This window comes from Listeria fleischmannii subsp. fleischmannii LU2006-1 (assembly GCF_000344175.1).
Classification (GTDB): Bacteria; Bacillota; Bacilli; order Lactobacillales; family Listeriaceae; genus Listeria; species Listeria fleischmannii.
Genome location: NZ_ALWW01000059.1, coordinates 1 through 15,095, shown reverse-complemented (window position 1 = coordinate 15,095; position 15,095 = coordinate 1). Strand labels below are relative to the sequence as shown.

The 15,095-nt window shown below is 40.9% G+C and carries 12 protein-coding genes, 2 rRNA genes, 3 pseudogenes and 1 other annotated feature; all 17 genes and pseudogenes read left to right on the top strand.

The features are described from left to right. A 23S ribosomal RNA gene (locus tag LFLEISCH_RS13310) occupies nt 1-246 on the top strand; the annotation flags it as partial. Nucleotides 247-325: 79 nt separating this feature from the next. Continuing rightward, nucleotides 326-441: ribosomal RNA gene (rrf, locus tag LFLEISCH_RS13305) — 5S ribosomal RNA — on the top strand. 149 nt (nt 442-590) lie between these two features. Then, complete coding sequence (locus tag LFLEISCH_RS13300) at nt 591-1,049, top strand: CtsR family transcriptional regulator (protein WP_007477504.1); 459 nt, start codon at nt 591-593, stop codon at nt 1,047-1,049. 16 nt (nt 1,050-1,065) lie between these two features. Beyond that, a complete protein-coding gene (locus LFLEISCH_RS13295) occupies nt 1,066-1,575 on the top strand; it encodes a UvrB/UvrC motif-containing protein (RefSeq protein WP_007477503.1) in 510 nt (169 codons plus the stop codon). Then, complete coding sequence (locus tag LFLEISCH_RS13290) at nt 1,559-2,593, top strand: ATP--guanido phosphotransferase (RefSeq protein ID WP_007477501.1); 1,035 nt, start codon at nt 1,559-1,561, stop codon at nt 2,591-2,593. The genes LFLEISCH_RS13295 and LFLEISCH_RS13290 overlap by 17 nt, the downstream gene beginning before the upstream one ends. A 28-nt stretch (nt 2,594-2,621) precedes the next feature. Continuing rightward, a complete protein-coding gene (locus LFLEISCH_RS13285; protein WP_007477499.1) occupies nt 2,622-5,084 on the top strand; it encodes an ATP-dependent Clp protease ATP-binding subunit in 2,463 nt (820 codons plus the stop codon). 142 nt (nt 5,085-5,226) lie between these two features. Then, entirely contained in the window at nt 5,227-6,606 is a 1,380-nt protein-coding gene (gene radA, locus LFLEISCH_RS13280; RefSeq protein WP_007477497.1) for a DNA repair protein RadA, read from the top strand. Between the two features lie 106 nt (nt 6,607-6,712). Then, nucleotides 6,713-7,792, top strand: a complete 1,080-nt coding sequence (locus LFLEISCH_RS13275) for a PIN/TRAM domain-containing protein (RefSeq protein WP_007477494.1) — start codon at nt 6,713-6,715, stop codon at nt 7,790-7,792. A 29-nt stretch (nt 7,793-7,821) separates the two neighbouring features. After that, the gene (ispD, locus tag LFLEISCH_RS13270) at nt 7,822-8,556 is read left to right on the top strand and encodes a 2-C-methyl-D-erythritol 4-phosphate cytidylyltransferase (protein WP_007477492.1); all 735 of its coding nucleotides are present in this window, start codon (nt 7,822-7,824) and stop codon (nt 8,554-8,556) included. Continuing rightward, entirely contained in the window at nt 8,513-8,986 is a 474-nt protein-coding gene (ispF, locus tag LFLEISCH_RS13265) for a 2-C-methyl-D-erythritol 2,4-cyclodiphosphate synthase (RefSeq protein ID WP_007477490.1), read from the top strand. The genes ispD and ispF overlap by 44 nt, the downstream gene beginning before the upstream one ends. A gap of 17 nt (nt 8,987-9,003) precedes the next feature. Continuing rightward, nucleotides 9,004-10,475 (top strand): annotated as a pseudogene (gltX, locus tag LFLEISCH_RS13260) (glutamate--tRNA ligase). Between the two features lie 112 nt (nt 10,476-10,587). Beyond that, nucleotides 10,588-10,806 (top strand) — a binding site (T-box leader). A 188-nt stretch (nt 10,807-10,994) separates the two neighbouring features. Continuing rightward, nucleotides 10,995-11,612 (top strand): serine O-acetyltransferase EpsC, encoded by a 618-nt coding sequence (gene epsC, locus LFLEISCH_RS13255; protein WP_007477482.1) that lies wholly within the window; start codon nt 10,995-10,997, stop codon nt 11,610-11,612. 1 nt (nt 11,613) lies between these two features. Then, nucleotides 11,614-13,029 (top strand): cysteine--tRNA ligase, encoded by a 1,416-nt coding sequence (cysS, locus tag LFLEISCH_RS13250; RefSeq protein WP_007477481.1) that lies wholly within the window; start codon nt 11,614-11,616, stop codon nt 13,027-13,029. Between the two features lie 3 nt (nt 13,030-13,032). Next, nucleotides 13,033-13,434 carry a Mini-ribonuclease 3 gene (locus LFLEISCH_RS13245; protein WP_007477479.1) on the top strand — a complete coding sequence of 134 codons (402 nt, stop codon included), beginning with the start codon at nt 13,033-13,035 and terminating at the stop codon, nt 13,432-13,434. Nucleotide 13,435: 1 nt separating this feature from the next. Next, nucleotides 13,436-14,188 carry a 23S rRNA (guanosine(2251)-2'-O)-methyltransferase RlmB gene (gene rlmB / locus LFLEISCH_RS13240; protein WP_007477477.1) on the top strand — a complete coding sequence of 251 codons (753 nt, stop codon included), beginning with the start codon at nt 13,436-13,438 and terminating at the stop codon, nt 14,186-14,188. Next, a pseudogene (locus LFLEISCH_RS13235) lies at nt 14,189-14,703 on the top strand (NYN domain-containing protein). It abuts the gene before it with no gap. A gap of 94 nt (nt 14,704-14,797) precedes the next feature. Next, a pseudogene (locus tag LFLEISCH_RS16550) lies at nt 14,798-15,086 on the top strand (RNA polymerase factor sigma-70); the annotation flags it as partial. Nucleotides 15,087-15,095: the final 9 nt, after the last annotated feature.

The following is a 15,095-nucleotide window of genomic DNA, read 5'->3' as shown; positions in this document are numbered from 1 at the left end:
GTACGAGAGGACCGGGATGGACGCACCGCTGGTGTACCAGTTGTTCCGCCAGGAGCAGTCGCTGGGTAGCTATGTGGCGGCGAGGATAAACGCTGAAAGCATCTAAGCGTGAAGCCCCCTCAAGATGAGATTTCCCATTTCGTAAGAAAGTAAGATCCCTGAAAGATGATCAGGTAGATAGGTTTGGAGTGGAAGTATGGCGACATATGGAGCGGACAAATACTAATCGATCGAGGACTTAACCTTTTAATCTTGATTCGTTACGTGGATAACTAAACGCTTTTCTTCTCTAGTTTTGAGAGAACATCGTTCTTTCATTCTTTTGTCTGGTAGCTATGGCGAGAAGGTCACACCCGTTCCCATCCCGAACACGGTAGTTAAGCTTCTCTGCGCCGATGGTAGTTGGGGGCTTCCCCCTGTGAGAGTAGGTCGCTGCCGGGCAATTAAAAAGCACTTGGAATTTTTATTCCAAGTGCTTTTTGTTTATAACTTATTTTGGGCATAGAGCTTGCTAGGAGGGGTGTTTTTCATGTATAATTAAAGTCAATTATAGTCAAAGTCAATTTGGATGGCTGGGAAGGAGTATTCGGATGAGAAATATTTCTGATATTATTGAAGCCTATTTAAAACAAGTTTTGGAATCGAATGAAGCTGTGGAAATTAAGCGGAGTGAAATTGCAAGTAAGTTTGAATGTGTTCCTTCGCAGATTAATTATGTTATAAATACCCGTTTTACGATGGAACGTGGATATATTGTGGAAAGTAAACGTGGCGGGGGTGGCTATATTCGGATTATAAAGGTTCGGATGAATGATAAGGTGCAACTTTTGGATGCGATTATTGGTATGCTGCGAGATAAGAAGGTGTCGCAAGCCTTTGCTGAGGATGTCATTTTACGGCTTTTAGAAGAGGATGTTGTGACGAAAAAAGAAGCGCGTATGATGGTAGCTGCTCTTAGTCGTGAGGTCTTAATTATTCCACTACCAGATCGGGATATTTTACGTAGTCGTATTTTGGAAGCGATGCTAATGGCGTTAAAATACGATTGATTGGGGCGGATGTTGAATGCTATGTGAAAAATGTGGTAAAAATGAGGCGGTTAAGCGTATTCAGGAGTTGCACGCGGATGGGACAATGAGTGTATTTTACTTGTGCGAGAATTGTGCGATTGAAGATGAAATGGAACAGATGGATGCTATTAATGGTTTGGCGTTAGAGTTTTTATCCTTATTAGAAGAAGCTACTTCAAAAAGCAATTTGCGCTGTACGAATTGTGGTTTGGAGTATAGTACATTTCAGGAGACTAAGCGGCTTATGTGTGCGGAATGTTATACGAGTTTTATAGAGCAACTGGCGCCTACTTTACGAAAGGTTCAAAATGGGCATACGAGGCATATTGGTAAGGTTCCGAAGGCTTTTCAAGAGGAAGCGGATGCGGCGCTTATTCTGGAGGAACTAACTGAACAGCTTCAAAAGATGGTTGAAATGGAACGTTTTGAAGAGGCTGCGAGGCTTAGGGATCAAATTCGGGATTTAAAGTCTAGGAAGGGGAATTTGGATGGGGAAAGCGAATAAGATACTTTTACCAATTCTTTCTTCTTGGCTTGACTTGGATGGTGATGATTCGGATGTGGTGATGAGTTCGCGTGTTCGGATTGCTCGTAATTTGGAAGCTGTAAAATTTCCTATAGCAGGGGAAGATGAATTGCTACCTGAACGTGTTAAGGGGATTTTGGATGCGGATTATATGCTTATGAAGATGTCGGATTTGTCTCTTCTGGAGCGGGCGCTTCTTGTCGAAAAGCATTTGATTAGTCCATATTTAATGAATAAAAGTAAATTTGGCGCTGTTTTAATAAATGAGGCGGAAAATTCAAGTGTGATGATAAACGAAGAAGACCATTTGCGAATTCAGTGTATGGAACCTGGGCTTAGGCTTTTTGATGCACTTGAGAGGGCTATGTACATTGAATCCGAAATTGAAAATGAGGTGCCTTTTGCGTTTAATCCGGAACTTGGGTTTTTAACCAGTTGTGTGACGAATGTTGGAACGGGGCTCCGTGCTTCGGTTATGGTGCATTTGCCGGGGCTTGTGCTTACGAAAAGATTTAATAAGATGGCGGAAGCGATTAGAAGTGTGGGTTTTGTGGTAAGGGGTATATACGGGGAAGGTAGTAATTCTCTTGGGCACATTTTTCAAATTTCGAATCAGGTGACACTTGGTAAGACGGAAGAAGAAATTGTGATGGATTTGACGCAGATGATGGAGCAGGTTATTATGCAGGAACGTGTATGCCGGACTCATTTGAAGCAAAAATTTCATATTACTTTGGAAGATCGTGTTTTTAGATCTTTTGGTTTATTAAAACATGCGCGTATTCTTACTATGCTTGAAAGTTTAAACGCGATTTCTGATTTGCATTTGGGTATGGAGCTAGGCGTTTTTGAGCATATTACTCGCCAAAAGATAAATGAATTGATACTATTTTCAAAACCAGCGTTCTTACGAAGAGCTGCAGGGCAAGATATGTTAGAGCTAGAAGAAAAAGTTATCCGTGCTTCGGTTATACGTGATATTTTGCAAGACGTTTAACGTGAAGTGCCTTAAGGAGGAAAACAATATGATGTTTGGCAGGTTTACACAAAGAGCGCAAAAAGTACTTGCTTTATCACAAGAAGAAGCTATGCGCCTAAATCATAGTAATTTAGGCACTGAGCATATTTTGCTTGGACTAGTTCGTGAAGGTGAAGGAATTGCTGCGAAAGCGTTATATGAATTAGGAATTAGTGCTGAAAAAGTTCAGCAAGAAGTAGAAGGCTTGATTGGTCAAGGTGAAAAAACGGTAACAACCATTCAATATACACCGCGTGCTAAAAAGGTTATTGAGCTATCGATGGATGAAGCGCGTAAACTTGGACATACTTATGTAGGAACAGAACACATTTTACTTGGGTTAATTCGCGAAGGTGAAGGTGTTGCAGCACGAGTACTTAGTAACTTAGGCGTAAGTTTAAATAAAGCACGTCAACAAGTTTTACAGCTTTTAGGCGGCGGGGATAGTGCGGCTTCAGGTCGTCAAACTAATACGCAAGCTACGCCGACACTTGATAGTTTAGCGCGTGATTTAACTGTCATTGCTCGTGAGGAAAATTTGGACCCGGTTATTGGACGCGCAAAGGAAATTCAACGTGTAATTGAAGTGTTGTCTAGGCGGACAAAAAACAACCCCGTTTTAATAGGAGAGCCTGGGGTTGGTAAAACGGCGATTGCAGAAGGTTTGGCGCAGCAAATTGTGCGTAATGAAGTTCCGGAGACTCTTCGGGGAAAACGTGTGATGACGCTAGATATGGGAACGGTTGTTGCGGGTACGAAATATCGCGGCGAATTTGAAGACCGTTTGAAGAAAGTGATGGATGAAATTCGTCAGGCTGGAAATGTGATTCTGTTTATTGATGAGCTTCATACGTTGATTGGAGCTGGTGGAGCAGAAGGCGCTATTGATGCTTCTAATATTTTGAAGCCGCCACTTGCCAGAGGAGAGTTGCAATGTATTGGCGCGACTACACTTGATGAATATCGTAAATACATTGAAAAGGATGCGGCACTTGAAAGACGTTTCCAACCGATAAAAGTGGATGAACCGAGTGTAGAGGAATCAATCCAAATTTTACACGGATTGCGTGACCGCTATGAGGCTCACCACCGCGTTGCTATTACAGATGATGCGCTTGATGCGGCTGTTCGCTTGTCAGACCGTTATATCTCGGATCGTTTCTTGCCAGATAAGGCGATTGATGTGATTGACGAAGCGGGCTCAAAAGTGCGTCTAAAAGCGTACACTACTCCGACTGATTTAAAAGAGATGGAGCTTGAACTGTCGGAGCTGAAGAAAGAGAAGGATGCCGCTGTCCAAGGTCAAGAATTTGAAAAAGCAGCGTCGTTCCGTGACCGTGAACATAAACTTCGTAAGTCTTTAGAGGAAGAAAAACTTAGCTGGAAAGAAAAACAAGGTCGTGATAACAGTCAAGTAACGGAAGATATTGTGGCTGAAGTTGTGGCGAGTTGGACTGGTATTCCGGTGATGAAACTAGCTGAAACCGAAACCGATAAACTATTAAACATGGAGAAATTGCTACATGAACGTGTTATTGGTCAAGATGAAGCGGTGAAAGCTGTATCGCTAGCTGTGAGACGTGCTCGTGCAGGATTAAAAGATCCAAAACGACCGATTGGTTCCTTTATTTTCCTTGGGCCGACTGGTGTTGGGAAAACAGAATTAGCGCGTGCGCTTGCTGAATCTATGTTTGGTGATGAGGATGCGATGATTCGTGTTGATATGTCTGAATACATGGAGAAATTTTCAACAGCAAGATTAGTTGGAGCACCGCCGGGTTATGTAGGGTATGAGGAAGGCGGACAGTTAACTGAAAAAGTTCGTCAAAAACCATATTCTGTTGTTCTTTTAGATGAAATTGAAAAAGCGCATCCGGATGTCTTCAATATGTTACTTCAAGTCCTTGACGATGGACGTTTAACGGATTCTAAAGGACGCGTGGTTGATTTCCGTAATACGGTGATTATTATGACTTCAAATATTGGTGCACAGGAAATGAAAATAGATAAATCGATGGGCTTCAATGTAACAGATGTAACGAAAGACCACAAAGCGATGGAGCATCGTGTGCTTCAGGAACTTAAAAAGGCATTTCGTCCAGAATTTATTAATCGTATTGATGAAACCATTGTTTTCCATTCGCTAACTGAAAAAGAATTGAAACAAATTGTCACGCTGTTAACTGGTCAGTTAACAAAACGTTTAGCGGAGCGTGATATTCATGTGAAATTAACGGATGGTGCGAAATCTAAAATTGCTAAGGAAGGTTATGATCCGGAGTACGGGGCGCGGCCATTAAAACGTGCGATTCAGAAAAATATTGAGGATCGCCTTTCAGAAGAGCTTTTACGTGGAAATGTTCAGGTTGGAGATATGATTGAAATTGGCGTGAAAGACGGCGAACTTGAGGTTCGTAAGAAGGAAGTTAAAACGAAGAAGAGCAAAACAAAAAAAGAAAGTGTAAAATAAGGCGTTGAGGTTTTTCTTGCGGGAATCCGCGAGAAAAACCTTTTTTTTAGGGGTGCGCAAATTTAAAAAAGCTTTTTTCATAAAAAAGAATATACGTTCGTTTGTTCTATGATACAATGGATTACGTGGAGGGTGAGGATTTATGGCAAAAGCAAAAAGGTCAACAAAATTTGTTTGTAATTCATGTGGTTATGAGTCTCCTAAATGGATGGGGAAATGCCCGAATTGTGGTGAGTGGAACCAGATGGTGGAGGCGCTGGAGCCTTCTAAAAAAGCGACGAGACAAACTTTCACACATACAGGAGAGGCTTCGAAAGCGACACGAATTACAGATGTTGTGAGTGAACTTGAAAAAAGGGTTCAAACTAATATGCCGGAACTAAATCGTGTGCTTGGTGGCGGTGTGGTTGTGGGATCAATGGTATTAGTTGGGGGCGACCCTGGAATTGGTAAATCAACGCTCTTACTTCAAGTATCAGCGGCACTAACTTTAGCTCAGAAAAAAGTGCTTTATATTTCAGGTGAGGAATCTGTGAAACAAACGAAATTACGTGCGGAGCGCTTGCAAGTTTCAGGCGACAATTTATATTTATATGCTGAAACGAATTTAGAAGCCATTCAAGAAACCATCAATTTTATTAATCCGGATTTTGTAATCATTGACTCTATTCAAACGGTGTACCATCCAGATGTTACGAGTGCGGCTGGTAGTGTATCACAGGTGAGAGAATCTACGGCAGCGCTTATGCGTATTGCGAAGTTGCAAAATATTACGGTTTTCATTGTTGGCCATGTTACGAAAGAAGGGAATATTGCTGGTCCTAGACTTCTTGAACATATGGTAGATACGGTTCTTTATTTTGAAGGGGAAAGACACCATGCTTATCGTATTTTGCGAGCCGTTAAAAACCGTTTTGGTTCGACTAATGAAATAGGTATTTTTGAAATGCGAGATGTTGGGCTTGTTGAGGTGAAAAATCCATCAGAAGTCTTTTTAGAAGAGCGATTAGAAAATGCTTCTGGTTCAACTGTTGTGGCATCAATGGAGGGGACAAGACCGGTACTTGTAGAGATTCAAGCTTTGGTTTCTCCTACTATGTTTGGTAATGCAAAGCGGATGGCGACGGGGCTTGATTATAACAAAGTTTCGCTTATAATGGCGGTTTTAGAAAAACGAGTTGGTTTACTTTTACAAAATCAAGATGCTTATTTAAAAGCCGCCGGAGGAGTTAAATTAGATGAGCCGGCAGTGGACTTAGCGATTGCGATTAGTATTGCATCCAGTTATCATGACCGTTCAACAAATAGTACGGATTGCTTTATTGGAGAACTTGGTTTAACTGGTGAAGTGCGCCGAGTCGCTCGTATTGAAGAGCGGGTTAAAGAAGCGGCTAAACTAGGATTTAAACGTATTTTTATTCCTGCGAATAATCGTTTGGAAATTAAAGTGCCAGCGAGTGTTTCTATTATTGCAGTGGAAACTATTGCGGAAGCTTTAAAAAAGGCATTACCTAAATCTTAATCATTTCTTTTAAGGGGAAAATTTGCGGGTTGTCTATTTAATAGTGTAAAATGAAAGGTGAAACGCTTAATATCAGGCGTATTTTTAAACGAAGGGAGGATAAAAAATGCTAAGATGGGTAATTCGAGTTTGTTTTATTTTGCTTGGAGGAACAGCAGGTGTTTTTATTTTACCGGCAATTTATTTAAAAGCGGGTGTTTCTCAATATTTATGGCTCAATAATCCTTATGCCAATGCTTTTGTTGGTGCAATTATATTTTATCTTATTACTTTTTGGGCGGTGAAATATATAGAAGCCGCACTTAATTGGCTTGAGGAGAAATTGACGAAAATTTCAAGTGTAACCATTGTATACGGGGGACTAGGCCTTATTATTGGACTAGTTATTGCATTTTTTGCGGGCAATGCGTTCAGCCAAACACGGATTCCGATTATTAATTCTGTAGTACCTATTGTTTTAACATTAGTATTAGGGTATTTAGGATTTCGTGTTGGAATTAGTCGTAGGAATGAACTAGGTACTTTATTTAGTGGGAAAAACCAGCGTAAAAAGACTGTAGAAGGTATTTTAAACAAGGAAGCTCCAAACGAAGAGACAGGCTATAAAATTTTAGATACGAGTGTTATAATTGATGGGCGAATTGCTGATATTTTAATGACAGGTTTTTTAAATGGTGTTATTGTGATACCGCTTTTTGTACTAGCTGAATTACAACATATTGCGGACTCATCAGATACTTTAAAACGGACGCGTGGTCGCCGAGGTCTTGATATTTTAAATCGTATTCAAAAAGAAGAGAAGATTAAAGTGGAAATGTATGAAGGCGATTTTGAAGATATTGCGGAAGTGGATAGTAAACTTGTTAAGTTAGCTAAGATAATGAATGGAACAGTTGTAACGAATGATTATAATTTGAATAAAGTTTGCGAATTCCAAAATGTTCCGGTTTTAAATATTAATGATTTAGCGAATGCAGTGAAGCCAGTTGTCTTACCAGGTGAGAAAATGACAGTTCTTGTTGTAAAAGATGGGAAAGAGCATAATCAAGGTGTTGCTTATTTAGATGATGGCACGATGATTGTTGTAGAGGATGGCCGTAAATTTATGAATGAAACGATTGAAGTAGAAGTAACAAGTGTGCTTCAAACGTCGGCTGGAAGAATGATTTTCGCAAAACCAAATTGACTTTTGGAATTAGGCAGGAGTTAGTGTAAATGAACTATGAACTGATTTTTTTAGCAGCGGGTCAAGGTAAGAGAATGAATGCTAAACGAAATAAAATGTGGTTAGAATTATTTGATGAACCGATTTTTATACATGCATTAAAGCCGTTTTTAATGGATAGTCGCTGCACACATATCGTCATTGTCTGTCAGGCGGAAGAAGTGAGCTTGGTTTTTGAATCGCTTCAAAATCTTGATTTAGCAGGAACAAAAGTTGAGGTTGTGACGGGCGGCTCAGAACGGCAATATAGTGTTCGAAATGGCCTTGTAAAATGTGAGGAAGAAGAAATTATTCTTGTGCATGATGGGGCTAGGCCGTTTGTGACGTTAGATATTGTGGATCGCTTGCTAGACGCTGTTTTACAGCAAGATGCAAGTATTTGTGCGGTGAAGGTGAAAGATACGGTAAAACGTGTATCGTTAGGTTTTGTTCGGGAAACTGTAGACCGGGATAACCTTTGGCAGATTCAAACGCCGCAAGCATTTCGGGCAGGGCTTTTGAAGGAGGCACACCAAAGAGCGTTCGCAGAAGATTTCCTTGGAACAGATGAAGCTAGTCTTGTTGAGCGTCTTTCTGCCAAGATATGTGTTGTAGAAGGTAGTTATTATAATATTAAACTAACGACGCCTGAGGATATGCCGCTTGCAAAAGCGATTTTGGTGAGTTGGGAGGGAATGTTAGATGATTCGTATTGGTCAAGGGTACGATGTGCATCAGCTTGTTGAAGAAAGAAAGCTGATTATTGGTGGGATAGAAATTCCTTATGAGAAGGGCTTAATCGGGCATAGCGATGCGGATGTATTGTTGCATGCCGTGACAGATGCGATTATCGGAGCTATTGCGAGAAGAGATATTGGACATTTTTTCCCAGATACGGATATAGCCTTTAAAGATGCAGATTCTGCGGAGCTTTTACTCAAAGTTTGGCAGGAGGTAAAAGCGGAAGGCTATCAGTTATCAAATTTAGATTGTACGATTATAGCGGAAAAGCCTAAGATGGCCCCTTATGTGGAAGCGATGAAGGAGCGAATTGCGCTACTATTAGATGCTTCCCCGTCTCAAGTGAATGTGAAAGCCACGACAACGGAAAAATTAGGTTTTACTGGTCGTGAGGAAGGTATTGCAAGTTTAGCCGTTGTGCTACTTGAAAAGTGAAAAAGGAGTGAACTGTTTTGGTTGAAAATAAGAAGGTTCGTGTTCGTTATGCGCCAAGTCCAACAGGATTTTTACATATAGGAAATGCGCGGACAGCACTTTTTAATTATTTATTTGCGAGACACAATGATGGAGATTTTGTGATTCGTATTGAGGATACTGATTTAAAACGTAATGTTGAGGACGGCGAAGAAAGTCAGCTTCGAAATCTTAAGTGGCTAGGTATTGATTGGGACGAGGGAATAGATAAACCTGGTCAATATGGCCCTTATCGCCAATCTGAGCGTAAAGCGATTTATGACCCGCTGCTTGAGCAGTTGCTAGATGAAGGTAAGGCATATAAATGTTATTGTACAGAAGAAGAGCTTGAAGCAGAACGAGAAGCACAAAAAGCTCGTGGAGAAATGCCGCGTTATAGTGGGAAATGTCGCCATTTAACGGATGCTATGCGTGCGGAAAAAGAAGCGCAAGGTCTAAAGCCAAGTATTCGTTTTGCAGTGCCTGAAAATGAGACGATTACATTTAATGATATGGTCAAAGATGATGTTTCCTTTGATACAAATGGTATTGGGGATTTTGTTATTGGCAAGAAAGATGGTATGCTACTTATAATTTTGCAGTTGCGGTAGATGACCATTTGATGGAGATGACACATGTTCTTCGTGGTGATGATCATATTTCGAATACGCCAAAACAAATTATGATTTATAATGCTTTTGGCTGGGAGGCGCCAAAATTTGGACATATGACATTGATAGTGAATGAAAGTAGACGGAAATTAAGTAAACGAGATGGTTCTATTATCCAGTTTATTGAACAATATCGTGATTTAGGTTATCTACCTGAAGCCTTATTTAATTTTATTGCAATGTTAGGTTGGTCGCCAGAAGGTGAGGAAGAAATTTTCTCGAAGGAAGAATTTATTAAAATTTTTGACCCTAACCGTCTGTCCAAATCGCCAGCACTTTTTGATACACAAAAGCTGACATGGGTTAATAATCAGTATGTAAAAAAATTACCGCTAAATGATGTGGTTGAATTATCTCTTCCCCATCTGCAAAAAGCTGGTGTTGTGCCGGAGGAATTGACGGCTGAAGAACTGGAATGGGTTCACAAATTAGTTTCGCTATATCATGAACAAATGAGTTATGGTGCGGAAATTGTTGGGCTAACAGAAATGTTCTTTGCGGACGCTAGTCAAATGAATTTTGATGAAGAGGAACAAGACGTGCTTAGTGCTGAAACTGTGCCAACTGTCATTCGTGCTTTTGCAAATGAAGTGGCGAATTTGGATCCCTTTGTTTCAGATGAAGTGAAGGCGGCCATAAAACGCGTGCAAAAAGAAACTGGTGTTAAAGGAAAAGGCTTATTCATGCCGATTCGTATTGTAACAACTGGCGAAATGCATGGCCCTGAATTACCGCTTGCGATCGAAGTTCTTGGAAAAGAGAGAGTTTTAAGCCGTCTAAATGCATGGCTTACGAAATAAATAAGAAAGGACGACGAGTGGCAGTTGCTTCTCTTCGTTCTTTTTGCTTTTAACCCAAATAATAAATGTTGCGATTCTTGGTTTTGTTGTTATAATAGAAGTACTATAGTAATCGAAATCATTGATGGGAAGAAGTACGAAATGCGAGACTCACAGAGAGGGCCACGTTGCTGAGAGTGGCTTAGTTCGACCATTTTGGAAATGCATCCCTGAGTCCTGGCGGGAAATGTAAAGAGTATCGCTAGGCGTCGACAGGCCGTTACCCCTGTATACAAGGTGGGACTGGATTCATCAGTCCAATCAGAGTGGAACCGCGCAAGACGTCTCTGTATAGGGGTGTCTTTTTGTTTGGGCTCTTACGGGCTCCGCCCGTTAGAGCCCAAATATAAGAACGAGCGAAGCGAGTTGTTAATCCAAGCAGGATTCATACGGGCTAAGCCCGCATGAAAGATAATGATGTATGAGTGGAGCGAGTTCCACCCCATCCAACTTTAAAATAAAACAGTGGAGGAGAACAAGATGGCGAGGAAATTTATAGAGGATCTGGATACCGTCATTAAAAATGACCCGGCGACGCGAAAACGAATAGATGCCTTTTTTACAAATGCCGGGGTTCATGCTATTTGGACTTATCGTGTGGCGCACTTTTTCTATAAACATAATATGATTGTTTTCTCAAAAATGCTTTCTCAATTTGCTCGGTTTATGACGAATATTGAAATTCATCCGGGTGCTGAGATTGGGAGACGGCTGTTTATTGATCACGGAGCAGGGGTGGTTATTGGAGAGACGGCTGAAATTGGAACGGATGTTGTTTTGTTTCACGGGGTGACGCTTGGTGGCACGGGGAAGGATTCAGGGAAACGGCATCCCACTGTACGAAATGGTGTGTTAATTTCTGCGGGGGTTAAAATTTTAGGCCCGATTGAAATTGGAACGGAGTCAAAGGTTGGGGCTGGTGCTGTGGTTTTGAAGGATGTTCCGCCGCATTCGACGGTTGTTGGGATTCCTGCAAAAGTAGTGCGATTAAACGGGCGCACGGTAGCGCATACAGAGCCAAACTTGGAACTTTTTTATAAAAGAATTGAACAATTAGAAGAAAAATTAGCGAAATTGGAACGAGGAGATGATGAATAAAATGTCTTTGCAAATTTATAATACTTTAACACGTGAGAAGGAGATTTTTAAACCAATAAATGATGGGAAAGTAAAAATGTATGTTTGTGGCCCAACTGTTTATAATTATATTCATATTGGGAATGCTCGTCCGATTATTGTGTTTGATACGGTGCGTCGTTACCTGACTTACCGCGGATATGATGTGCAATTTGTATCGAATTTTACGGATGTGGATGATAAATTAATTCGTGCGGCGGAGGAGCTTAAGATTTCGGTTCCGGAAGTGGCAGATAAGTTTATTGGGGCTTATTTTGATGATGTTGATCAGTTAAATGTGGCGAAAGCAACGGTAAATCCACGTGTAACCGAAAATATGGATGAAATTATTGCGTTTATTTCAGCGCTGATTGAAAAAGGTTTTGCCTATGAATCGCAAGGGGACGTATATTATCGTACGAAAAAATTTGCGGATTATGGAAAATTATCACAACAGCCGATTGCAGAACTTCAAATGGGGGCGCGAGTTCTTGCGAATGATTTGAAGGAAGACCAACTCGATTTTGTTCTTTGGAAAAGTGCGAAACCAGGCGAGATTTTTTGGGAAAGTCCATTTGGGAAGGGACGTCCTGGCTGGCATATTGAATGCTCTACGCTTGCACGGAAATATTTAGGTGATACAATTGACATTCATGCGGGCGGACAGGATCTAATTTTCCCACATCATGAGGATGAAATCGCGCAATCAGAAGCGTTAACGGGTAAAACTTTTGCGAATTACTGGATGCATAATGGCTTTTTAAACATCGATGGGGAAAAAATGTCGAAGTCGCTTGGGAATTTTATTACGCTACACGATGTTTTGAAGGAGCATGATCCGAACGTCATTCGCTTTTTCATGTTGTCTGTACATTATCGTAGACCTATTTCGCTTAGTGATGTGACGCTAAATGATGCGGAGAATGGTTTGATGCGCCTTCGCACAACTTATCACAATTTAGATTATCGTATTCAGTCTGTTGAGGATGATTTTAGTGATGCTGAGCATAAAGATGAATGGCTTGAGCAGCTGACGGAACTTAAAATGCAATTTGAAGATGAGATGGACGATGATTTCAATACGGCGAATGCGATTACGGCTTTTCATGAGCTTTCTAAACGCGCCAATATTTATTTAACACGTGACTACGTTTCGGTGACGGTTTTACGTGAGTTTTATAGCATGATGCGTTTATTTGCAGAGGTTTTAGGCGTTCGTCTTGAGGATACTTCCCAGGTGGAGCTTCAAGATGCTGAGATTGACGCGCTTATTTTGGAGCGTTTGCAGGCGCGAAATGAGCGAAACTTCGCGCGCGCAGATGAAATTCGTGATTTATTAAAGGAAAAAAATATTATTTTAGAAGATACAGCACACGGCACGCGCTGGAAACGGGGATAAGAAATGGCGAAGGTGAAAGACTATAAACAACTGAACGGCCTTGCGCTGGCGTATATGGGCGATGCTGTTTACGAGCAACACATTCGACTTTATTTGCTACAACTCGGGAAAACGAAACCTAATCAGTTGCAAAAAAAGGCGACGGAATTTGTTTCGGCGAAAGGGCAGGCGAAAGTTTTAAACACGCTTTTAGAACGCGACTTCTTAACGGAGGAGGAAATGGCGGTTTATAAGCGCGGTCGCAATGCTAAATCGTATTCACTTCCCAAAAATACGGATGCTGCAACTTATAATTTATCGAGCGCATTTGAAGCGGTTATTGGTTATTTATATTTAGGTGAAGATGAGGCGCGCCTTATGGAATGGCTTGATTTGTCTGTACGAATTATCGAGAGGGGGAATTAAAATGGAAAATAATAATGAAGAGTGGATTGGCGGCAAGAACCCTGTTCTCGAAGTACTGCGTTCGGGTCGAGATATTCATAAAATTATGATTGCGGAAGGGTCGCAAAAAGGGGTCATGAAACAAATTATTGGCCTTGCCAAAGAGAGAGGCGTGGAAGTGCGTTTTGTCCCAAAAGTAAAGGTTGATAAAGTGGTGCCTCACGCAAATCAAGGTGTGGTGGCGCAAGTTGCGGCGTATCAGTATTTTGAGCTGGATGATTTATTTCGTGCGGCTAGTGAAAAGGACGAGAAACCATTTTTTATTATTTTGGATGAGCTTGAGGACCCACATAATTTAGGTTCTATTATGCGAACGGCTGATTCGATTGGGGCTCATGGTATTATTATTCCTAAAAGGCGCTCGGTAAGTTTGACGCAAACGGTGGCGAAAGCTTCGACGGGTGCGATTGAATATGTTCCGGTTGTGCGTGTGACGAATATTGCGAAAACAATTGAAGAGCTGCAAAAAAGAGGACTGTGGATTTTTGGAACGGATGCGTCTGGTAGTAGTGATTACCGGACAATGGATGCAGATTTACCGCTTGCACTTGTTATTGGTAGCGAGGGGCGCGGAATGAGCCGTTTAGTGCGTGAAAAGTGTGATTTTCTTATACATTTACCGATGATTGGAAAAGTGACTTCCTTAAATGCTTCTGTAGCAGCGAGTATTTTACTTTATGAAGTGTACCGGAAGCGAAATCCATTGGAGCAATAAATGAAACGGATTTTATTAGTAGATGGCTATAATGTTATTGGAGCTTGGCCGGAGCTTTCTAATTTAAAAGATTATGATTTAGAAATGGCGAGAAACGGTCTTATTGCTAAGATGGCGGAATATCAAAGTTATACGGGTTATGATATTGTCATTGTTTTTGATGCTCAGTATGTTCGGGGCACTCAAAGGAAAATGGAGCGTCACAAAGTAAAGATTGTATTCACTAAAGAGGATGAGACGGCGGATGAATATATAGAAAGAAAAGCTATTGAGTGGAAAAATGCCAAAAACGCAAATTATGGTTGCAACGAGCGATTATACGGAGCAATGGGCGATTTTTGGACAAGGAGCGTTACGGATTTCCTCAAGAGAGTTATTTTTTGAAATTCAAGAAATGAGTCGATCAATTGATAAGAAAATGAAACGTATTAGGGAAGAAATGACCAAAATCTAAATTAAACTTAGATTCTGATACGATTCAACAGCTAGAAAAGTGGCGTAGGGGTGAAAAATAAAAGTTGAACGCTAAAGGTGTGGTCTTTGTATAATGAAAGCAAAATCTTTTTAGCGAAGGAAGCCAAATCAGATTTGACAAATGAACGAGAACAAATGAATGAAATGGATTTGCTAACACTTGCTAGAGGCGGAAGTACGGATGCGCTTGAGTACTTTTTCGATAAGTATCAAAGCATCGTATATTGGAATTSGAAAGTCAACGCAAGTATTTTTGACAGGGGGCTGAACGTGAAGTTGATTCAGGAAGGATGATTGGTCTTTTTTAAGGCCATACGTGACTTTAATCCTGAACGGGAGGCTTCATTTAAATCGTTTGCAGAGATTTGTATTAACCGACAACTTTTTATCAGCTGTAAAGCGAGGGGGCACGGAAAAAAAAATAATCCACTGA